Below are 23,483 nucleotides of genomic sequence, written 5' to 3'. Positions count from 1 at the left end.
TATGATGAAGAAAATAATATTACTACTGCTTTTGGGTTGTGGAACAGTGGCGACGATTGCTCAGGAATTGCCCGGTAAATCAACGATCGTGCGTGAGCTGCGTTCCGCTAACGACTATTTTATGAATAAATGGCCCGATCCGGCCAAGACCATTATTACAAATAAAGAAAGACCAGCCAATATCTGGACCCGCGGCGTATACTATGAAGGACTTATGGCCTTTTATAAGATCGATAAACAGAAACGATATTATGATTATGCTGTAGAATGGGGGGATAAACATCATTGGAAACCTGTCCGTGGAGAAGTTTATACAAGACATGCCGATAATCAAAATTGTGGGATGACTTATATTGATCTATATCGCATTGATCCGAAACCCGAACGCCTGGCAGCAATCAAAGCAAATATAGATTCTGTTATTAACAGTGATCGATATGATGACTGGACTTGGATCGATGCCATCCAAATGGTGATGCCTATTTTTGTTAAACTAGGTGTAACCTTAAACGATACAAAATATTTTGACTATATGTATAAGATGTATAGCCATATTAAGTACCAGGAAGGGGGACGAGGACTTTTCAATGCTGCAGATAATCTATGGTGGCGTGATAAGGACTTCGTTCCCCCTTATAAAGAGCCTAACGGTGAAGACTGTTATTGGGCGAGGGGAAACGGTTGGGTTCTAGCTGCCTTGGCCTTGGTACTGCAAGAATTACCTAAGACCGATGCACATTATGCAGAATATTTGGGAGACTTCCAAAAACTTGCGAACGCATTGCTTCCATTGCAAAGAGCGGATGGTTTTTGGAATGTTAGTTTGCATGATCCGAATCACTTTGGTGGAAAAGAAACCTCGGGTACAGCATTGTTTGTCTATGGAATGACTTGGGGAATAAATGCTGGACATTTATCAAAAAGAGATTTTTTACCAGCGGTGGAAAAGGGATGGAATGCAATTTCTAAAGAATCGCTGCAACCGAACGGATTTTTAGGATATGTGCAATCGACAGGAAAAGAGCCCAAAGATGGCCAGCCTGTTACTGTTGATAAAGTTCCAGATTTTGAAGATTATGGGCTTGGTTGCTTCCTCTTGGCTGGAACTGAAATATATAAACTTACAAAAAGATAAGCCGACACTTTAAGTGAAAAATTTTAAAGATGCATTATAAAAGAAAATCTCTTACAAAAAAGGCGCTCTTCATAATTGAAGAGCGCCTTTTTTGTAAGATTTAGATTACTCTCTAAATGTGTTGTTATCAATTGTGTCATTCGGACATACAACAGTACAGTGCAGGATGATGAAACCGGTTGCATTGGGTAATATTGAGTAAACCAATACTATACAATTATAAACCAAAAGCTGACAACAGTTGGCTTGAAACTTTCATTGTTATGAAAATATATATGTATCATTTATTTTTCTGGGCATTCATTCTTTCCTGTTTCAAAGAGGGGAAAATTTTTAAAACAGGTTCAGACAATGGGTTTCCAGATGTGATTACAGGACAACCCGGTGCGAGTCAAAAAACGCTAAACGTCAACACTAAATTATATACTCATGTTAAAAAGAATGTCGCAGGGCAAGTCTACGTTGTTTAGCTCAAAGCTTAAACTTGCACTGGTTGCAATAGTTTTGCCAGTTCATTTGTGGGCACAGTCAAACAAGATCTCCGGCGTTGTCGTCGATGATGCTAATACGCCACTGATGGGGGTTAGCATTCGTGTCAAAGGCACAGGTTCCGTGATCCGAACAGATTCGAAAGGAGCATTCCAATATGCTGCTAAAGAGGGAGACATTTTACAATTGTCGAGTGTTGGTTTTGAAACAGCGACGTTTGTTGTGAAAGGGAATACGCCAATAAAAGTACAGCTCAGAAAATCCAACCAGGATCTTGATGAAGTTGTGGTTATTGGATATGGTACCGCTAGAAAGCGAGATTTGACTGGGGCTGTCGGATCTATAAAAGGTGCTGAAATTAAGGATATTCCAGTAACAACTGCTGCTCAGGCGTTGACAGGTAAAATTGCGGGGGTTAATATTGTGACACAAAGTGGAGCACCGGGGGCGGCGGCGAATGTCACAGTTCGTGGTGGAACGAGTTTTACAGGATCGAGCAATCCATTGGTTATCGTTGATGGGTTTGTTTTAGATGGTGGATTGAGCAATGTTGATGCTAGTGATATTGAAAGTATCGATGTACTGAAAGATGCTTCTGCTTCGGCTATTTATGGTTCCCGTGGAGCTAATGGTGTCATATTGATAACAACCAAATCGGCAAAATCGGGTCGGACCAATATCGATTACAATACCTATTTCAGCTTCGAAAAATTAAGTAAAAAATTAGACTTGTTAGATGTCGAGGAGTATGTGAAATACCAATATGAGTACCAGGCTTTAGGGGGGAGACAGCAGCAATTTGCTGCCATGTTTGGTGGAGATGCCACAGCCCCTGATTTTGCAAGCAATGCTTATGCTCATATACAGCAGGATTATGCGGGTCGGGCTGGAATCGATTGGCAACACGAAGTTTTTGGTGGCTCGGCGATCTTGCAGAATCATAATATCAATGTTAATGGTGGAAATGAAAAGACCAAATTGATGTTGAGTTACAATAATATGAGTCAAGATGGGATTTTGGCCAAATCTGGTTATAATCGTAACAGTATAAGAGCTAAAATCAATCATAACCTTTTTAAGGGGGTAGATTTGGACTTCAATACGCTATTGCAAGATGCAAATACACAAGGAGGGGGATCGTTGGGAGGGATGCTGAAGATGTCTATTTTGCAGCCCGTAACAGGGGGTATCCGATTTACTAACGAACAGTTGTTGCATGCAGATATAGCAGAAGAGCTTCAGGCGGTAGATTCACAATATGATATTTATAATCCGATCATCATGAATGATGCCGTTACGAAGACGAAAGCAAGTCGTTTAGCTGTGGTCAACTTAGGTTTAAATATTAAATTTCTCGATGATTTTACATTTAGGACTGCAGGTTCATATCAGTGGAAGCAGACAAGAAATGATATGTGGGATGATGGACGTACTGTAAACGCCCGGAATAATGGTGGTCCTTATGGTTCAAGAAGTAATGCCGAAGGATATCAGTGGCAGTTGACCAATACGTTGTCCTGGATGAAACAGCTAGAAAAGCACAATTTAAATCTCATGATTGGTCATGAAATCCTTTATTCCAAAGACCAAAGTTTAGGACATACATATTATGGGTTTCCACAAAGTAATTTTGGATTGAATGATGTATCCCTGGCGACCCGGATAGACCGTGCAGATGTTGACGAAGGCCGATATGGATTGGTCTCTGGATTTGCACGCGGAATTTATAATTATAATGACCGCTACTTGTTAACGGCCACCTTGCGCGCGGATGGTAATTCTAAATTCAAAGAAGGCCATCAATGGGGGTACTTCCCGTCAGCATCTGCAGCCTGGAATATACATAAAGAACATTTTATGGAAGGGCAGGTATTTTTCGACCAGTTAAAAATACGTGCTGGTTATGGATCTACAGGGAATGATAATATCGGTAATGTGACTTACGCTACATTATATGGATCCACAATCGCAGCCATTAACAATACAGAAGTTATTGGTTTGAAGCCAAGTGATTTGCTGGGTAATCCTGAATTACAATGGGAAAAGACACAAACGTCCAATATTGCGCTTGATATCGCTATTCTAAAGAATCGTATTAGTTTAACTACAGACTTTTATTCCAACAAGTCGAGCAACCTCTTACTGAAACAGACCATTCCAACATCAACTGGTTATCGTTATCAAAATCAGAATGTTGCCGCTCTACGCAATCGGGGAGTGGAGTTTACCTTGCGAACAGTGAATATCAAAAAGCAGGACTTTCAGTGGCAGACCAATTTTAATATTACATTCAATAGATCGAAAACACTGGGACTGTATGGCTCCAGTAGTGAAAATAGTGACTTTATGCTAAATAATCTCAGCTCTAGGATAGACTTTATTACAAGGGTTGGCGAAACAGTGGGACAATTTTATGGATACAAATACGATGGTGTATATACCACCGATAATTTTACCCAAAACGCAGATGGTAGCTATAGTTTGAAAGACGGTGTAGCCTCTTTGAAGGGAAAAAACAGAGCGAGTATTAAACCTGGAGATGTCAAATACTTGCCTACAGCAGGGGAGACCGATAGCAACGGCAATCCTGTGTGGTCGACCAATGATCGTACGGTGATAGGGAATCCTGAACCGAAGTTTTTCGGCGGACTAGGGAATAACTTTTCTTACAAAAAATTCGATTTAAACATATTTTTGAATTTTGCTTATGGTAATAAGGCATTTAATATGAATACACAACGGTTTATGGGACCCTATTTACCGAACCAAAATTCACTAGGAAAGATGGCCGAGCGGTTTACACTGGTCGATCCAGTTACAGGAACCGAAACGAAGGATCTCAATCGTCTGGCCGAACTGAACCCCAATCAACAGCAGAAAGATCAGGTCTGGAGTCTAAATTCGACCAATAATATTGCCATTAGCGACGCTTTAGACTATTATTTGGAAGATGCCTCCTTTTTGCGCATTAACAATATTACGTTGGGTTACACCATGCCCCAAGAATTATCAAAACGTGCATTTATTCAAAAAATGAGAGTATTCTTTACCCTCAACAATATTCATACATTCACTAAGTTTTCAGGATATGATCCTGAGGTGGCATCAACATCATCGATTTTAACGAGGGGTGTAGACAACTCCGCCTATCCGAGGACAAAAAGCTTTGTCATAGGCCTTAATTTGACTTTTTGATCGAATTTAGATGTGTAAAGAAAAATGGAACTGAAAAGGTCGATAAGATAAATAATATATCAGTATTTGAAGAACCGTTTATAAACAGAAAAATAATTTCCTATGAAATGCAAGCTGTAAGACCAATTACAGGAGCGTGGCAGATTCATAAGAAATAAAACAATTATATTCCAATGAAAAGAATTGTAATAATAGTAGGTATAGCCTGTTTATTGTCAACAGGAGCATGTAAGAAATTTTTAGATCTTCCTTCCCAAAGTGATTATGATAGCAGTAACATTTTTGAAAATGCCGATCGCGTAGAAATGGCATTATTGGGCGCTTATACAAGTGTCTTTAATTCTGAATTATATTACCAATTCGGTATGGGGACAGATGAATGTTTTTCAACGGAAGGAGAGACGAACTCCAAGAATCAAGTATCTAATTATGTCTATACTCCGGCAACAAGTCCGTCTTCTACCTATACAGCGATGTATTCCGGTGTTGAACAGGTCAATGTATTGATAAAGAATATTCCGTTAATGCAGCCAGGAACAGAAATAGAAAAGAAAAAACTGGATATGCTTCTTGGAGAATCATTGGCTATAAGGGCTAAGAATATGTTGAATGTGGTACGTTATTTTGGCGATGTTCCCTTTCCGCGTATTCCTGTAGTCGATGCCGGAAGTTTTTCTTCTTCTCGGGTAAGCCGGGATACTATATTGGACGGTTGTATTGAAGATTTGCAAAAAGCTATCACGTTACTTCCTTGGAAAGGTGAATCGGGGTTATCGGTGGAACGTATCTCAAAAAATGCGGCATATGGTCTTTTGGCTAGAACAGCATTGTACGCGGCGGGATATTCCTTACGTTGGGATTTAAATTCATATGCAGCAAGTAGCGTACAGTTGAATAGGCGTTCAGATCAGGGTAGAATACAGCAGTTATATCAAATTGCTAGGGATGCTTGTAAGGCGGTCGTAGAGCGAGGTGAAAATAATTTGATTGATTACGAAACGATTTTTAGAAACCTCATTAATGGAAAGTATGACAATGAGTCTATGCTGGAATATGGACAAAAAGGTGCAGATCGAAATGATGCGCAAATCGGTTATACCAATGGATTCTTTTCACATACAAATTCTTTCTATGGCAAAGCGCAGCCGGCAATGGCCGCATTTCCTACTTATTATTTTGAATTTGAAGCGGGTGATAGCCGGCGGGATGTAACCATTGCATCTTATTCCATTACATCAGATAGCAAGCACCAGATGAATACCTACGCGAGCAATACCATTGGTAAATTCCGTGTCAATTGGAAGGCAGAAAAAGGTATTGCTGTAAATAAAAGGGATATCAATTGGATTGAATTACGGTATGCAGATATCTTATTGATGTATGCAGAAGCTGAAAATGAAATTAATCAGGGACCAACTGCAATCGCAAAAGATTTATACGAACAAGTACGTTTGCGCGCATTTAAAAATGATAGATCTAAAATTGGGTTAACACCGAGCTCCTACCAAGGATTTAAAGATGCGATTATTCAAGAGCGTAAGCTGGAGCTCGGCTTTGAAGGATGGCGGCGAACGGATTTGATTCGTTGGGGGATATTATTTGAGAAGCTAACTCTAACCAAGCAGGAATTATTGGATCTGGCAGCACATAAAGGAAAATATGCGCAGGTTGATCTATTCCGTGCGTATAAAATGACTCCCGCCAATACATTTAATGATCCATTGGTCGTACAGGAATTTATCTCATTTAAAGAGTCTCCCGATGCGGTAAAAAGAGCCGAATTAACTGCACAGGGGTATACCCTATTGGACATGTATAGCAATCAATCAATCTTTTTCGCAAACACATTGACCCCAACGGCAACTTGGGTAAATAATATTTATAGAGGTCTGGAAAAGAATAAAGTAGAACTTGTACCTCTAAGTACATCAACAATCGATAATAATCCAGGGCTCGCAGGGCAGCAGCATCCGCTTTATTAAGATAAGTATTCTCTGCGATGAGTGCCTGCTCTTGCCTAAGTGCTGATCGCAGAGAAATATTTTAAGCAATAAGAACGCTATGATATTCCGAAAAATGAGCTTCATTCTTTATCTCTTGATCTATGCTCTTGGGGCGAGAGCACAGCCACTTTATCAACAATTTGCTGATTCAGAAATGCAGCGTTTTCCTGAAGCATGGCAATTAGATCATGGCAAACGCCTTTATTTTGGTTATGCGCAGGGCTTAGGTTGTCTTGCTATGTTAAGAGTAGCTGAAGAAACAGGTGATAAAAAGTACTTCAACTACGTAGAAAAGTGGGCTGATACGCTCATCAATGAAAAGGGTGAAATCCATCTATATGAGCTTAGTACCTATAATGTCGATTATGTCAATTCCGGGAAGATACTCTTTGAACTTTATGAGAAAACCAAGAAAGAAAAATATCGCTTGGCGATTGAAACATTGATCCACCAATTGAAATATCAACCGACGACCCTTGAAGGTGCCTATTGGCATAAATTGATCTATCCACATCAGGTTTGGCTGGATGGGGTATATATGACAGCACCATTTTTAGTGAAATACGCTGAATTGAGCAAACAAGATCGGTATTACGATCAAGCTATTGACGAAATTCTAATTACAGCTAAACATACACGAGATGAAAAGACGGGATTGTATTATCATGCTTGGGACGAAAGTAAAAAACAAAACTGGGCAAATCCGCAAACGGGGCAGTCCCCTAATTTTTGGGGACGAAGCATGGGTTGGTATTTTATGGCGGTCATTGATGTTTTGGAAGGGTTACCGGTAGATCATCCACGTAGAGGTGAACTAATTACACTAGTTCAATCGCTAGCCGAGAACCTGGCTAAATATCAAGATAAGGAAGGGTTGTGGTGGCAGGTAATAGATCAAGCTGGAAGAGAAGGAAATTATCAGGAAGCGTCAGTAAATAGTATGTTTCTGTATGCTTACTCGAAAGGCATGAATAAAAAATACCTTTCAAAAAATTATAAAAGTTTGGTTAGTAAACTGTATCAGGGGATCCAAAAGAGCTTGTTGAAGCGAGAAAACGGACTATGGCATTTGATACAATGTAATGCTGTTGCCGGTCTAGGTGGAAATCCTTATCGGGATGGTAGCTATGAATACTACGTTGGAGAGCGAATTCGCGAAAACGATGCTAAGGCGACAGGTCCCTTTATCATGGGTTGTATAGAGGCTGCGTTTTGAAATAGTTAGTTTAAAGTGTTTTTTTTAGATATTTATAAACAAATCGTTAATTTTATAATTATTAAACTCTTACAATGACCAGTTCCGTAAATCAATTTTTAAAAACCTTAGAAATTAGCGATTTTTCTGCTACTCCAAAGTATCTGCAATTAGCAAATACCATTATTGATGCTGTTAAAAATGAAACATTAGCCAGAGATGATATGTTGCCTTCCATTAATGAGTTGAGTGCATATTTGGAAATATCACGTGATACTGTTGAAAAAGCATACCGTTATCTAAAGAAAAATGAGATCATTGCATCCAACCCGGGAAAAGGCTATTATGTAAATAAAACTGATGTACAGTCTAAACTTAAAATAGCGCTCTTTCTTAATAAACTAAGTGCACATAAAAAAATTGTTTATGATTCTTTTGCAAAGCAACTGAGTGACTATGCGAATTTGGATTTGTTTGTATATAATTCAGATCTATCGTATCTGAATACACTTTTGGGAAGCCTAACCAAAACGTATGACCATTATGTTCTCTTTCCACATTTCAAAGAAGGAAGAGATAAGGCTCCCGATATTATCCGTAAGATTCCTACAGAAAAGCTCATGTTGCTTGGAAAGTTTATCGAAGATGTACCTGGGGATTTTCCTGCTGTTTATGAAAATTATGAACATGACATTTACTCTGCATTGGAGGTGGCCAATGAAGTATTGAGTAAATATAAGAGCTTGAAACTGGTATTTCCTGACTATAGTGATTTCCCAAAAGCTATTATCAAAGGGTTTTATAAATTTTGTCAACAATATGCTTTTGAGCACGAGCTGGTCTCCGATATCGACGAAGAGAAAGTAGAGAAAGGTACATGTTATATCAATATCATTGAAGATGATCTTGTCAAATTGTTAAACAAGGTTATTCAAAAAAAATTGGTCATAGGCAAAGATGTTGGCATCATTTCCTATAATGAAACCCCGTTGAAAAAATTTATCCTTAATGGTATTACAACAATATCTACCGACTTTGAAATGATGGGGAGAATGGCTGCCGAACTGATCATCAATAAATCCAAAGATCGTGTAGAAGTGCCGTTTTACTTGAAATTGAGACCATCTATTTAGTCTCAAAATGTAATATGTGATCTTGCCATGGACAAATGACTATACAACTCCTTTACATCTAATAAACGAAAAGGCGATCGAAGGTTCTTTCGGGCAATAGAAAAAAATGCTCACAAAAAAAGAGACTGGTTAATTTGAGTAAACCAGTCTCTTTTTTGTGAGTTTATAAATTTCGTTTATTTCTTTAAGGTTTTCACAGGAAATAAATCAATAACTCCTTTTGCTACCTTGCTGATGTTATTAATTGCTTTTTCTGGATTGTCGACGTCACCCGAACCACGTGCCTGCCAAATCACTGCGTTTGTTTTACGATCGATGGCTTCAATAATCAGATGGCCGTAACGATAACGTTCTTTTGCAACTGGGTAATAGCCTCCGCCATAGTAATAAGGTGAAAACCATGGACGATACCAGCCCCAGGGACCGCCCCAGCCGTAATAACCACCGCCGCCATAGACCAAACGACTTTTATTATTGACAATGGTAATATAGCGGAATAATAAATCAGGATTATCTTTGGAATATTGTAGGCCCTTTGCTTCCAACGCAGTATTCGCGGCATCCAAGATATTGGCTTTAGCAATATCGTTGTCAAAATAAGACTTCGAAAGCGAGTCTACCGGAGGTAACCAAGCATACGTCCTAAAAGGAGTAAAATCCATCTTTTCTACCCGAGTGGTATTGTATTGATAAGACGAACATGATGCGAGTGCAATGCAAAGCACCAAAAATAATAGAATCTTTTTCATGGCCTATATGGAACTTATATTTATTAACTAATTTGTTTTTATTCTTTATCCGTATGCCTTTCAAGTGTAAAAATATTACAGTTGACGGTCTTTATGGCAATTGTTTTTTTATCGTCCGGGATGCTTTTATCCTTTTTGATTTTACAATCTATTACTTTAGACAAAAAACTATAAATATGGTTTAATCCTAATTGTAAAATTAATAGGGATATTTTGCCACGAGCGGAATCTGTCTTCCAGGCCCAAATGCTTTAGGACTAACCCGCAAGATAGGAGGCGCTTGAAAACGTTTGAATTCAGCATTATTAACCAATTTACATACCCTTTCTACTAACGATTTTTCAAAGCCCATTGCTACAACCTCAGATCCTGCCTTCTCATTTTCGATGAGTTCAAAGAGGATTTGATCCAATAGTTCATATTCCGGTAAGGAGTCTGAATCTTTTTGATCTGGCCGAAGTTCCGCAGAAGGCGCTTTTTCAATGGTATTGACTGGAATGATCTCCCGTTCTCGATTGATATAGCGTGCTAAATCGTAGGCTTTGGATTTGTAAACATCACCGATCACGGAGATGGAACCCGCCATATCCCCATAGAGGGTGCCGTATCCTACAGCAGCTTCACTTTTATTGGATGTATTGAGTAGGATATTACCGAATTTATTGGAAACGGCCATCAAAATTACCGCACGCGCGCGCGCTTGAATATTTTCTTCAGTCGTATCTGGTTGCATTCCTTCAAAAAGAGGAGCTAGACTATGTTCGTAGGCATTGGCGATATCTTTGATCGGAACAATATAATGTTTGCACCCTGTATTGTTGACGAGGTCCATCGCATCTTTTATCGAATGGTCAGAAGAGTAAACCGAAGGCATGAGTATGGCTAATACATTATCGGCCCCCAAAGCCTCACAGGCCAAAGCGGCAACTAAGGCCGAATCTAATCCACCGGACAAGCCTAGAACGGCTTTTTTGAAACCGGATTTCTGAAAATAATCACGAAGCCCAAGGATCAATGCATCATGTATAAGAGCCGTCTCAGCTATGGACTCTTTCGAAGAAGCTGTAGTGGAGGTTATATTTTGTTGATGATAGGTGACAAATTGAAGATCCTCTTCAAAGCTTTTTAGTTCGGCAATTTTTGTTCCCTCATTATCCAGAGCGATTGAGCGACCATCAAAGATAATATCCATGTGAGCGCCAATCTGATTGACATAAATTAGCGGTCTGCCAGACTTTGCTACCTGTTGGCTGAGGACCTTGACACGTTCATCAAAATGCGTATAGGAAAAAGGGGAGGCCGCAATGTTGACGAGAAGATCTGGGTTTTCTTTTCTCAGCTCTTCCATCGGATCGCCAACGTAAGAATTCTCGCCTTCGTCGTCATCCCATAAATCTTCACAGATTGTTAGCGCAATTTTTACGCCGTTCAATTCGATACAATCGAAACGTCTGCTGGGTTCAAAATAACGATATTCATCAAATACATCATAATCGGGCAAAAGGCCTTTCTTAACAATGTTTCGGACGGCCCCATGCTCAATAAATACAGCGGTATTATAGAGTTCTTTGCCTTCAGGATCGCTGTTTTTAACCGGAGCTCCAATGATGCAGGCAATATCCTGACAATGTGCAGCGATTTGATGAATAGCTTCATCGCATTGACGTTTAAATGCCTTACTCCGCAAAAGATCCTTGGCGGGATAACCACCAATTGCGAGTTCGGCAAAAATAATAAGATCAGCTGTCGCTTCTTTGGCCTGATGGATTGCGCTAATTATTTTTTTAGTATTTGCTTCAAAATTACCGATATGGTAATTCAATTGTGCTAAAGCTATTTTCATATGCTATTAATCGTCTAACTAAAATGAGATACCAATAGATGTAGGATCTTCGTACAAATTTATTTCTTTTTTTTGATACTCCGCCTGAACTGATGGGAATAAAAGCGTTAACTATTTTCGGATGTAAAAACTTCTTAGTACAATATATCAACAGTGTAACATTGTGCTGGACCAGCGCGGAAAAGATTCGGCGGAAGGTGGGTCTATATGTGTAAACCGACAAATCGGCTAAGGAGGCATATTTACATGGATAAGGATGTGCTAAAATGTTTTAACATAATTTTAACAACGTTAAATGCTGTTAAATTTCTTGACATGAACGCCAATGTGTAGTACCTTTGATATATCAAAAGAAACGAAAGATATTTTAAAATAATATATAAAGAACTTTTCATAATTTAGGTTAATAATTGGTTAGGTAAAGCTCGGAGTTCCCCACTTCGAGCTTTTATTTTTTTAGCTAAGTTTCATTCTTTTTCAAGTCTAATTTGGATCATACTATTACCGCACAAGAGCGATTTTTGGTTAGGTAATTGTAGCTCATGCTATTTTTTCTCTTTAATTTTTAGGTCTAACAAAGTAGGATCAAAGGGCGGCCAAGTTTGGTCTTTTGACAGTGCTTGTTCAGTGCTCGTTCAGTGCTTGTTCAGTGATTACTCAGTGTGAACTGAGTAATCACTGAACAAGCACTGTCTAAAAATTGATTTAAAATTGCTTTTAGGCTTAAGTTGGTACCCCTATGTTCCAGTTTTGATGTTATCTTGATTATTTATAACTGGGCAATTATAGCAATGATCAAAAAGTCAACTTGTAGGTTTTTATCTTTTCGTAAAGCAATAATAAGGGGGCTAGGATTTGTAGATCCTAGCCCCCTATTAATGTAATGAAGACTATTTTTTAGTAGTTCATATATCTTTATTTGATGTCCGTTACTTCAATTACAAAATCCAATGGGGAGTTTGCCGGAATAGTTCCCACAGATTGGTTTTGGTATCCATATAGCGAAGGTGCCATGATATGAATTTTGCTGCCTTTTTGTAGGCCTTTTTCCGTTATACCGCCCAATTTCATGTCACCGATTTTTTGCGGAGCAAATGCAAAGGTCCATGCAGGAATAATAGTGCTGTAAAATGGATATTGATATCCTGTGTTTGTGATGATTTCAAATTCTTTGGCAGTATCTGTTTGATCAAATACACTTCCACTCAATAATTTTCCAACGTATTTTACAGTCGGTTTAAATTTTAAGTATTTGCCGTCCAATGTGTCTACCACTTTATATTCATAATTTCCTGTTCCTTCGGATAGAATTTCATACCAAATTCCTGTTTCGCTGTTGTATTGTGCATCAGGGTAATTTTGGCTGACGTAATTTTTAAGTGTTACAGAATCCGTCTTAAATTGTGCACTCGCATCATAAACAGGAGCATCGTCGCTTTTGTTACAGCTGACAATAAGGAAAGCGATTGCTGCAATTCCCATGAATAGTGGTGATAACAGTTTTTTCATTGTATTTTTTATTGGTTTTTCAAGGAAAAGCTATTTTCTTTATGAAAGTAGCTTTGCAAATGTATATTATTTTTTCTTCGTTAAAAGTTTTCGCGTTAATAATTAACATTTTGATACAGTAATTTACACTTCTAAACGCGGAGTCACAAAAAAGCCATTCTCACTAGGAAAATGGCTTTGATGAATGCATTGTTTGTGTTTCTTAGTTGGAAGTTGCAGCTCCAATAGTTAACAATTCGATCGTATATACAACAGGTGTGTTTTTAGGTACAGTTACTTTCTCACTGCCTTTGGTATATTCATCTTGATCAAAAGTATAATAAGAAGGTGCAATGAAAGTTATTTTATCTCCTTTTTGTAGTCCTTTTGGAAGTAAGCCATGTGGATAGTAATCTCTTCCGTCTTGTTTAATTACTGGAGGTGTAAAGGCTCTCATCCATCCTATATTGTAAATTCCGATTGCCTTATAAATGTTTGTATAAACAGCCGGTGTTCCAGCAGGATTTTTATCGAAAACAGTTCCGTTCATTAACTCTCCTTGAAAGTTAAATGTTGCAGCAAATGGTGTAATCGCAGGGCCGTTATTTGTTAACGTAATACCATAGGTATACGGAGTAGCGGTTTCTTTAGCATATTCAATTTTGTACCACATTCCTTTTGAAAGGGAAGAGTCTGAACGCATTGCGTCATTACCCCATTTTTGCTTTGCATATGCTTCTAAAATTGGCGCTTGAATTTTATATAATGAGTCTATTCTTGCTTTCTCCTTTTTCACAGCTTCTTCTTGCTGTTTGTAATAGGCGTCCCAATCAAAATTATCTTTATTACAAGCTGTAAAAAGAATGCCCAGAGACAAAAACGCCATTAAAAATTTTGTGATATTTTTCATAATTTCTTAAAGTGTGTATTAATTATAAAATCCAAAACGCAGGAATAAAGGAGTTCGCTACAAGTAAATGTTAAATTATTCTAAGAAAATAGCTAACTCCTTTGAATTCAGGTATTTTTGTCGTATACTTTTTAGACGAAATTCAGCGTCTAACCGTAAGAGGCTTGGAAAGATCATATTTCTTCCCTGCAGCAACTGTAATGCTAGCGGGTGGTATTGTCCAGTTTTCTTTCTTTTGTTTTTGGGCCTCCATATACTGTTGTCAAAAGCAAGATCCTGAATAGATTCAGCGTCTAAGTGAACGGCATAGTAGCGCTTGTTAATTAGTTGGACAATCTCCTTTTTTGTAAAGATTTCTTGTTCCATTTTCCGGCAGTAGCTACACCAATCTGTATGAATAAAGAGCAGTGTCTCGCGTGGTGAAATGGCCAAAAGTGAATCCAGTTGCGTAAAATCAATCCAATTTATCCGCTCCTGTCCATAATGACAGAGCGGATAAAAGAATAGGATCAAGAGCACATATATTCTTTGGAAATGCTTCATATCCCAAATTTATGTTAATGAAAATGACCAACACGAAGTCCAAACGTGTAGGTACGGGGGCGTGTTGGACCATAGATATAATCTGAATCACGGAGCGCTCCCTTGTCGAAGTCCTTCTGGAAAGCATTGAACATGTTTTGTACCCCACCGAAGATTTCAATGCTGAAATCCTTATGTATTGAAAAAGTGTAGCCCAGACGGAGATTTAATTCCACAAAGTCCCTGGCATTTTTAAGCGTCATCACATCCTGTTGAATATGTGGAACAATCATTTTTCCAGTGTACACGCCTGTCAGATCGATCGCAAATTGTTTGGTCGCCTTTAGATTACTGTTCATATAGCCATAAATATTGGGTGTACGGACATATTTCTTGGTGAGGATATCCTGTCCATCTTCTTTTCCCTCATAGATAAGTTGGTCTTTCTTATAGCGTGAGCGCTGGATCGTTCCGCCGGTTTGGAAGGAAAACCAGGAGGATGGCGCGATATTGATTTCAATATTGGAACCATACACCCGGGCTCCTTCACCATTTTGCATTTCCTGGATGATCAATCCATCTTTTTCAGATGCCATGACGTTGACAAACTGGTTGTTTAGATCCGTGTAGAATCCCTCCACGAGCAAACTTGTTTGTACATTTCCAAAATTTTTGTTGTAACTAAATGAACCTGTATACGCATTGGAGTATTCTGTTTTTAGGTTTTCACCGATCAATACAAATACTTGGTTCCCACCAATGGAAGTGACGTGCATGTCCTCATTAAAGGCCTGTGGTGCGCGGAAGCCGCGAGCGTAGCCCCCTCTAAATTGAAGGTCTTTTGTGATATCATACAAGACTGTCAACCGTGGGCTAAAAGTACCAAAGCGCTGATCTGAGTTTCGGTCTATACCTGCGAGACTATACTTGCCGTCAACATAGGTATAATCATATCGTGCTCCAATTAAAGTTTTAAAATTGCTTAAGGGCTTCCATTCATACTGGGCATAACTGCCTAGCCCTTTGTTCTGCTGATCAATAGTACGTTTATAACCCGGTATTTCATCTTGGGTATCGTTGTATGAAAACTCCACTCCAGCAGTAAATACATCTCGTTCAAAGTTGTAGGTATATTGTCCCCCGGCAACTAGCGCGATATCATTTGTTTTTCCATAGGCGTTTGCGGCTAATGTGCTGTCGGCAAGTGTTGTTCCGCCTCCAAGACCGCCATAGTAGCTGTCGCGAACAGTTTTCTGTACAGAGCCATAAAGCGATATTTTTTGCTTATAATCTGAGGAATAATGATCGTATGTGATTCCGCCAACAAGTGAACTGGTCTCCAATTGCTCGGTGATTTGCGTCAGATGCGGTACTTTATCGAGTTGATCGCCACCGCGACGGAACTCATTCACGGTGCTGAAATCAACAGTTATCTTATCAAGATCACTTGGTTTGTAAAATAGCTTTGTGCCGAAAGTGGTGTTACGGAGTTTGGTTATTTCCGAAAAACCATCGCCATTGGCATCATAAGCTTCCCGATTACGGTGCATACCGTAGAATGTGGCTCCTCTTTTGAGATCTTCCGAAACGGTGGAAGTATTAAAATCAACTGTATTATCCCAGCTTTTGCCACCAATGAGTGAGTTGGTGGATTTGACTTGCCAATCGTTTTCGACAGGGTCTTTTGTAATAATATTGATTGTTCCAGCGATCGCATTGGCTCCAAATAGTGCCGAACCGCCACTGCGTACAACCTCAATACGATCGATCATACTTGTTGGAATCTGATCTAATCCATATACGCTATTTAGTGCGGAAAATACGGCCCTACTATTGATCAATATTTGTGAATAGGGGCCTTCGAGACCATTAAGCCGGACCTGTGAAAAACCACAATTCTGGCAATTGTTTTCTACCCGTACACCCGGCTGATAATTCAACGTTTCCGACATGGCGACAGATTGTGTCGCATTAAATAATTTTGGACCTATGACATTGACAACCACAGGCGCGTCCTTACGTTTGACACCATAGCGTGTAGCCGAAACAACAACTTCATCCAAATTGAGGTTGTCTTCATCGAGCTGGATTTGTAATGGAGCTTTTAGGGTGTCTAAAGAGATAACCTTACTGAAGGAGCGATAGCCCACTGCTGATATATTTAAGGTTACTTTTTGCATTGGTATTGCAGACAGCTTAAAGTATCCATCGGTATCAGATGTAGTTGCGAGCTTGCTGTTTTTTAACGTGAGGGTACCGGAAGGAATCGCCTCATGATTTTTGTTGAATAAGTAGCCTTCAAGTTTTGACTGGGCATATATAGTGGATGTACTAGCCAGTAATGTGGCCAATAAAGTGTATTGCTTTAGCATCGTAATTTTATAAAAATTTTAAAAATACAAGCCTCATATAGAATCGTCTATTCCCCGTTATGAACGGCGTTCAAGGTATTGGACGCTGGTAGGAAACAAGAAAATAAATGTTTCGCTGCAAGGTTGTTTATACCAAGGAGTTCATTGAAACCATTGTGAGGGAGTTCAATGAAGGCTGTCGCCCTGGCATTAAAGATAATTCTCGAAAAGGAGGCCAATAAGAAATTGAATCAAAGATGGTGTACCGATAACTGTATTGCATACGATAGAAATAGAATTACGTTACCAGACGCATGCAGTATGGCCTGCTTATTTTGCGTCGAGTTTTGTTATTCTAGGATACAGGTCCTCGAAATCTCTGATTTTAGTTTTATGCTAAGCTGGGGGGACCACGTAAGTGGTGATAGTCAATGGTTGAGGTAATCGCTTCCGGACAAAAGGAACTATAGCGTGTCTGTTTTACTTCGCGGGGAACCGGAAGTTCAAGGACGGTAAATTCGGTCTGTACGTAAGTATTGTGATAGATGACATTCAGGTATTCGATCTGGTCATCTGTTTCTTGTGGCTTTTGTTTCTTGGTAAAATCATAAGGGTGGGTGTGCATGACAATTTCACCGGTTGATTTTACCTCTTTGTGCATAAAAACAACACCCGAAATAATAATCAGCGACATTAATACCAATTGGCAAAATGCGATAAGCTGACGCGGGGATTTCGTTGTTTTTCGGTACATAAAAAAGCGTTACTTTTTAGGGTAACGCTTCAAAAATACGATTTTATTTTGTGAGTAGGAATGCAATGCGTATTAAAAAAATATGAAGTATCAATACGCTAGGCTTGCATCTTTTCTCGATTATTTAATCAGATGATTGTTATCGTCTGGAAATACAACCGAAGGTTTGAACTGTTTGGCTTCCTCAAAGTCCATGTTTGCGTAGGAAATAATGATGACGATATCGCCAACTTGAACTAGGCGAGCCGCAGCACCATTCAAACAGATAATACCTGATCCACGTTGACCGGGGATGACGTATGTTTCAAGACGGGCTCCATTATTGTTGTTTACGATTTGAACTTTCTCGTTAGCGATGATATTTGCGGCATCCATCAAATCTTCATCTATTGTGATACTACCCACATAATTCAATTCCGCTTGTGTGACTTTAACGCGGTGAATCTTGGATTTCATTACTTCTATTACCATGGCGCAAAGGTAGGGCTTTCTGCTGAATTTGAAAGATTTGTCAATTAATTTGACAAATTATTCAGAATCATATTATCAATCAAACGCACTCCTTCGACCCAGGCTGTGACAAGTGCGACATGCTGCTTGTTGAAATCGATGTGATTGACCTCCTTTAAAGAAGAACTTTCACAGATTGCAAAGTATTCAACGCTAAGTCCATCAGTGTCTGTTAAAATCTGCAGGGCTTTGTCTTTTATATCCTTTAGCAGGATAGGGTCATGTATATGATCTTTTACGTGTTGTAGCGAACGGGAGAGTGCCAGAGCTGTTCTTTTTCCAGCTTCGCTTAAGCGCGCGTTTCTAGAGCTCAGTGCCAGGCCATCTTGATCTCTAATAATAGGACATATTGCCAATTGAATCGGGAGATCCTTCATTGCTATCATGCGTTTGATGACCATGACCTGCTGAAAATCTTTTTGCCCGAAACAAGCAATATCCGGTTGTACCAATGTAAATAATTTATAGACCACCTGGGTGACACCTTGGAAATGCCCGGGGCGTTTTTCACCTTCCCAAATTTGGTCCAGTTCGCCGAGGTCGAGGTGCCAGACCTCATTTTTATCGGGGTACATTTCATCAACGCTCGGTAAGAAAAGGATGTCGCAATCGACGGATTCCAGTAATCTGATGTCGTTTTCGATGGGCCGTGGATATTTTTCGAGATCTTTCGGATCGTTAAATTGTGTGGGGTTGACAAAAATGCTGCAAACACGAATATCACTGATTGGTTTTGCATAATTTAATAAGGATAAATGTCCTTCATGTAGTGCGCCCATTGTAGGAATTAAGGCGATTTTTTGACCTGTTGATCGGGCTTCTTGCAGGTATGCTTGGAGAGATGCTTTCGTTTTGAAAATTTCCACTTTGCTATTTAGTTTTTTGTTGGCAAAGGTGCATAATATTTTGGGAATATAAAACGATGATTAATAGTAAATTGCATAGTAAGTATTTTTTTCGTACCTTTGTAGACCGATTTTACTGTTCGAAAATAATAAATAAAAATAACTGGAGATGGCAAAAACGAAGATATTGTTTATTACTCACGAGATGTCGCCTTTCCTCGAATTAACTAAAATTTCTGAAATTACACGTCAACTTCCGCAAGCGATGCAAGAAAAGGGTTTTGAGATCCGGATCTTAATGCCGCGTTTTGGGAATATCAATGAGCGTCGAAATAGATTACATGAGGTTATTCGTCTTTCAGGCTTGAACATTGTTGTGGATAATAATGATAATCCGCTAATTATTAAAGTTGCTTCATTACCTGCGGCCCGTATGCAGGTGTATTTCTTGGATAATGAAGACTACTTTCAGCGTAAAAAAGTTTTTAGTGATGAGCATGGCGAATTCTTTGCAGACAATAATGAGCGTTCGGTGTTCTTCTGTAAAGGAGCGTTGGAAACTGTGAAGAAATTAGGATGGTCCCCTGATGTGGTACACTGTCATGGATGGTTCTCTGCTTTGGTACCGGCTTACGTGAAGACGACTTATAAAGACGATCCTACATTCAAGGATGCAAAAGTGATGTACTCTTTGTTCAACGAAGAATTTAAAGGTACATTAGGAGCTAAGTATGCAGAAATGGCACCCGAGGGTTCATTCAAAGCAGAGGATGCAAAGGTATACGGTGATGGTAGCTATGAGGCTATCTACAAAGGTGCTTTGCATTTTACCGATATGGTGGTTGTCGCTGACGAAAATGTCAATGCTGAAATAGTTGATTTTGCACGATCCAAAGATATTCAGGTTTTTGAGCCAAATGGCGATCAGGACTACGATGCTTTTGGAGAAGTATATGATCAGTTTGCGCCCGAAGAAGTAGAAGCTTAAGCTTTACTTTTCGAAGCGTTTGGAAAAACAAACAGACAATAATATAAAGAAGGCTATTCTCAAGGATAGCCTTTTTTTATACGTCTATTTTTCATCTGGTCGAACCTTTATTTCAATGATTTTCGTTGCGTTACCTGCTAGAAACCTTTTGCAGCGGTAAAATATAGCTGCGAATTGCTATCTTCGCAGTAATCTGTCATTGTTTTTATATGTTCGTACCAAGAGCTCTCAGCGAAGATGAATCGGGTTCGATCTATACCTATGCTAGGTTATCAAATAGCATACATTGGCTGTATTTTACTGTATATAAATCGCGTGTTTGGGCATGTTTCTAGGATATGAACAGATACCATAGCTATAATTAGTATAATGAAAATTAAGGTAGGATTTGGATTTGATGTCCATCAGATCAGAGAAGGTCATCCATTTATTGTCGGTGGAGTGCAATTAGAACACCATGCTGGGGCCTTTGGGCATTCTGACGCCGATGTGTTGGTCCATGCGATATGTGATGCCATTTTAGGTGCCGCCAATTTAGAAGATATTGGCTACCACTTTCCAAATACAGATATGCGCTGGAAAGGCATTAGTAGTTTATTGTTGTTAAAAGAATGTATGGCGCTGATTGCTGCGAAGGGATACACGCTTGGCAATATTGATGCGATGCTGTGTCTGGAAGCTCCTAAGATCAAACCCTATATTCCACAAATGAAAGTTAAACTGGCTGAAGCAACGGGTTTGGATATCGACGACATCTCTATTAAAGCAACAACAAATGAAACGATGGGATTTATCGGTCGTCAGGAAGGGGTGGTTGCCTATGCGGTTTGCTTGATTGAACGCGCGTAGTTCGCCTCAATATTTTCACGTTTAAATTCTTGCTTTTGGCCCAATTAGTAATACCTTTGCCAAAGTAGGGATTCTTGGCACACTATCTGATAGAGTGAGCATTAATGTCTTAATTGAAGTCTTTAAAGATCAAAATAATGTAGTATCCAAGTTTACAAAATACACTTGTGAATGGAAAAATGGGCTACTCATTGCGGTCTTTAAAATGAATAATATTTACGTCTGAAATTTAGTAAATAGATGAAACGAGTATCAAAAAAAAATCAACTTACTGAGGCTGATGTCAAGCGATATACGTTCAATTTTTGGAAAATTATCGTCGGCATCGTCGCGATAGGTTTCCTCTTTATATTGAGTATACGTCTTGGAGTATTTGGAAAATTACCTTCCTTCAGTGATTTGGAAAATCCCAAAAGTAATTTAGCTTCTGAAGTTATCACGGAAGATCATAAGGTATTGGGAACTTATTATGTCCAAAACCGTTCCAACGTAAAGTACAGTGAATTGTCGCCTTATTTGGTCAAAGCATTGGTTTCGACAGAGGATAAACGCTTTTATGATCACTCTGGGATAGACTACTCACGTACATTTACTGTTATCTTTCATACCTTGACCGGTAACAAACAGGGGGGGAGTACAATTACACAACAGCTGGCGCTTAATCTATTTTCGGATGGGCGGCAAAAGAATTTTTTAAAGCGTGTCATCCAAAAGTTTCAGGAATGGATTACAGCTGTTCGCTTGGAAAGGAATTATACCAAAGATGAGATTATTACCATGTATTTTAACACGGTAGACTTTGGTGCTTATAATACCTACGGAATCAAATCCGCTGCGCGGACTTATTTCAATACGACGCCGGATAAACTGACAGCTGACCAAGCAGCCCTTTTGGTAGGAATGCTTAAAGGCCCAGGGGCATATTCTCCTGTACGGTATCCTGAAAAATCACGTACTCGTCGTAATACGGTGTTAAACAATATGGTTGCCGCTAATTTTATTTCGGCTGAGGAGGCTACAAAAGCGAAGGAAAAACCACTTGGTTTAGAACTTAAGATCGCAAATTACGGTGAAGGTTTGGCACCATATTTTAGAGCGGTATTAAAGGATGAAATCAAAAAAGAATTTGCAAAATTGTCCATCACCAAACCAGATGGGACTCCTTATGACCTCGATCGTGATGGATTGAAAATCTATACGACGATCAATATGTCTATGCAGCAATATGCAGAGGATTCGCAAAAAGAGTGGATGAAGCAACTACAGTCTAAATTTGCCGCGCAATGGAAAAATAGGGATCCTTTTAAAGGCGATAAAGCGAAGCTGCTTATCAGTGGAATGAAGCGCTCTGACCGTTACCGCATTTTGAAAGAAGAGGGCTTAAATGAAGATGAGATCAAAAAGGCCTTCAATGTAAAGGTTCCGATGAATATTTTTACATGGAAGGGAAGTGTTGATACGATGATGACGCCAATGGATTCCATTAAGTACAATAAACTCATGTTGCGCAATGCGATGATGTCTATGGAGCCGAAGACTGGACATATCAAAGCCTGGGTTGGAGGTATTGACTTTGACCACTTCAAATATGATCAGGTAAAAATGGGTACACGTCAAGTCGGGTCAACGGCGAAACCATTTACGTACGCGGTGGCAATTGACAATGGTTATTCACCATGTTACAGTATTCCAAATTACCAACAAACCTATAATGGATGGACACCGAGAGGAAATGCACAAGGTGGAAACCCGATTACCTTAGCGAAAGCATTGGCCTATTCGCAAAATTATGCGACAGCCTATTTGGTGCACGAAGTGGGCGCTGCGGAAGTAGCTGCATTGACAAAACGGATGGGTATAACAAGTGATGTGCCTAATTATCCATCGATCTCATTGGGTGCTTATGAAGCGTCGGTCTTTGATATGGTGGGTGCTTATTCGGCATTTGTGAATCAAGGAACTTGGATTGAGCCAACAGCGATCTTACGGATTGAAGATAAGAATGGTACACCGATCTATGATAAAGCACCAAAGGTCGTAAAAGCCTTGAATAGTGAATCAGCTTACATTATTGTTGATATGTTGAAAAAGGTGGTGTCCCAGGGTACGGCGAGACGTATTCAGTGGATGTATAAACTGAACAATCCGATCGGAGGTAAAACAGGTACAACCAATGATAACTCCGATGCCTGGTTTATCGGTATCACACCAGAACTGGTTACAGGAGTTTGGACTGGTGCAGAAGATCGCGGCATTAGTTTCGACAGGATGGAGTACGGACAGGGGGCTGCAGCAGCGATGCCCGTATTTGCTTACTACATGCAGAAAGTGTATAAAGATTCAAATCTGAAGTATACCAAGGGTGATTTTGAGCAACCGCAGGGTGGGCTTACCCGTGTCATTGACTGTAATCAGTATTGGGGCGGTGGTGGCTCTGATGTCGAAGATGGGTCTACGGATTCAAGCGGTAAAGATGCGACTAAACTAAAAGATGATCGCTTAGGTTTCTAAGTTATTTTAACGA

Annotated in this window: 17 protein-coding genes; 8 read left to right on the top strand and 9 right to left on the bottom strand. The window is 39.4% G+C overall.

Annotation, left to right across the window (positions count from 1 at the left end):
• Position 1 precedes the first annotated feature (1 nt).
• The 5 genes from AB1Z56_RS18080 to AB1Z56_RS18060 all read left to right on the top strand — a co-directional run bounded on the left by AB1Z56_RS18080 (position 2) and on the right by AB1Z56_RS18060 (position 9,150).
• Positions 2-1,135 (top strand): glycoside hydrolase family 88/105 protein, encoded by a 1,134-nt coding sequence (locus AB1Z56_RS18080; RefSeq protein WP_426789815.1) that lies wholly within the window; start codon positions 2-4, stop codon positions 1,133-1,135.
• A 429-nt stretch (positions 1,136-1,564) separates the two neighbouring features.
• Complete coding sequence (locus tag AB1Z56_RS18075) at positions 1,565-4,819, top strand: SusC/RagA family TonB-linked outer membrane protein (protein WP_426789814.1); 3,255 nt, start codon at positions 1,565-1,567, stop codon at positions 4,817-4,819.
• A 173-nt stretch (positions 4,820-4,992) separates the two neighbouring features.
• Positions 4,993-6,801 (top strand): RagB/SusD family nutrient uptake outer membrane protein, encoded by a 1,809-nt coding sequence (locus AB1Z56_RS18070; protein ID WP_426789813.1) that lies wholly within the window; start codon positions 4,993-4,995, stop codon positions 6,799-6,801.
• A 94-nt stretch (positions 6,802-6,895) separates the two neighbouring features.
• Positions 6,896-8,038, top strand: coding sequence for a glycoside hydrolase family 88/105 protein (locus tag AB1Z56_RS18065; protein ID WP_309365807.1), 1,143 nt, complete (start codon positions 6,896-6,898; stop codon positions 8,036-8,038).
• A gap of 74 nt (positions 8,039-8,112) precedes the next feature.
• The gene (locus tag AB1Z56_RS18060) at positions 8,113-9,150 is read left to right on the top strand and encodes a GntR family transcriptional regulator (protein ID WP_313267372.1); all 1,038 of its coding nucleotides are present in this window, start codon (positions 8,113-8,115) and stop codon (positions 9,148-9,150) included.
• Between the two features lie 176 nt (positions 9,151-9,326).
• Here the strand turns inward: AB1Z56_RS18060 and AB1Z56_RS18055 are convergent, their stop codons facing one another.
• The 9 genes from AB1Z56_RS18055 to panC all read right to left on the bottom strand — a co-directional run bounded on the left by AB1Z56_RS18055 (position 9,327) and on the right by panC (position 19,143).
• Entirely contained in the window at positions 9,327-9,899 is a 573-nt protein-coding gene (locus AB1Z56_RS18055) for a DUF4136 domain-containing protein (RefSeq protein ID WP_309365809.1), read from the bottom strand.
• Between the two features lie 199 nt (positions 9,900-10,098).
• Positions 10,099-11,742: an NAD+ synthase gene (locus AB1Z56_RS18050; RefSeq protein WP_426789812.1), complete on the bottom strand. Its 1,644-nt coding sequence runs from the start codon at positions 11,740-11,742 to the stop codon at positions 10,099-10,101.
• A 915-nt stretch (positions 11,743-12,657) separates the two neighbouring features.
• Positions 12,658-13,251 carry an FKBP-type peptidyl-prolyl cis-trans isomerase gene (locus tag AB1Z56_RS18045; RefSeq protein ID WP_426789811.1) on the bottom strand — a complete coding sequence of 198 codons (594 nt, stop codon included), beginning with the start codon at positions 13,249-13,251 and terminating at the stop codon, positions 12,658-12,660.
• Positions 13,252-13,453: 202 nt separating this feature from the next.
• Positions 13,454-14,140 carry a hypothetical protein gene (locus tag AB1Z56_RS18040; RefSeq protein ID WP_426789810.1) on the bottom strand — a complete coding sequence of 229 codons (687 nt, stop codon included), beginning with the start codon at positions 14,138-14,140 and terminating at the stop codon, positions 13,454-13,456.
• 75 nt (positions 14,141-14,215) lie between these two features.
• On the bottom strand, positions 14,216-14,683 hold the full coding sequence (locus AB1Z56_RS18035; RefSeq protein WP_426789809.1) for a thioredoxin family protein: 468 nt from the start codon (positions 14,681-14,683) through the stop codon (positions 14,216-14,218).
• Positions 14,684-14,697: 14 nt separating this feature from the next.
• Positions 14,698-17,034 (bottom strand): TonB-dependent receptor, encoded by a 2,337-nt coding sequence (locus AB1Z56_RS18030; protein WP_426789808.1) that lies wholly within the window; start codon positions 17,032-17,034, stop codon positions 14,698-14,700.
• Between the two features lie 370 nt (positions 17,035-17,404).
• The gene (locus AB1Z56_RS18025) at positions 17,405-17,767 is read right to left on the bottom strand and encodes a hypothetical protein (RefSeq protein WP_309365815.1); all 363 of its coding nucleotides are present in this window, start codon (positions 17,765-17,767) and stop codon (positions 17,405-17,407) included.
• 120 nt (positions 17,768-17,887) lie between these two features.
• Complete coding sequence (gene panD / locus AB1Z56_RS18020) at positions 17,888-18,238, bottom strand: aspartate 1-decarboxylase (RefSeq protein ID WP_070570112.1); 351 nt, start codon at positions 18,236-18,238, stop codon at positions 17,888-17,890.
• A 44-nt stretch (positions 18,239-18,282) separates the two neighbouring features.
• Complete coding sequence (gene panC / locus AB1Z56_RS18015) at positions 18,283-19,143, bottom strand: pantoate--beta-alanine ligase (protein WP_426789807.1); 861 nt, start codon at positions 19,141-19,143, stop codon at positions 18,283-18,285.
• 148 nt (positions 19,144-19,291) lie between these two features.
• On the opposite strand from panC, the gene AB1Z56_RS18010 reads away from it, so the two are divergent.
• From AB1Z56_RS18010 to AB1Z56_RS18000, 3 genes are all read left to right on the top strand, one after another.
• On the top strand, positions 19,292-20,110 hold the full coding sequence (locus tag AB1Z56_RS18010) for a glycogen/starch synthase (RefSeq protein WP_309365817.1): 819 nt from the start codon (positions 19,292-19,294) through the stop codon (positions 20,108-20,110).
• A 369-nt stretch (positions 20,111-20,479) separates the two neighbouring features.
• On the top strand, positions 20,480-20,959 hold the full coding sequence (gene ispF, locus AB1Z56_RS18005) for a 2-C-methyl-D-erythritol 2,4-cyclodiphosphate synthase (protein ID WP_309365818.1): 480 nt from the start codon (positions 20,480-20,482) through the stop codon (positions 20,957-20,959).
• A gap of 240 nt (positions 20,960-21,199) precedes the next feature.
• A complete protein-coding gene (locus AB1Z56_RS18000; RefSeq protein WP_309365819.1) occupies positions 21,200-23,470 on the top strand; it encodes a penicillin-binding protein 1A in 2,271 nt (756 codons plus the stop codon).
• The last annotated feature ends 13 nt before the right edge of the window (positions 23,471-23,483 follow it).

This window comes from Sphingobacterium sp. WOUb80, from assembly GCF_050058145.1.
Classification (GTDB): Bacteria; Bacteroidota; Bacteroidia; order Sphingobacteriales; family Sphingobacteriaceae; genus Sphingobacterium.
This window is presented reverse-complemented; position numbering and strand designations above follow the sequence as displayed.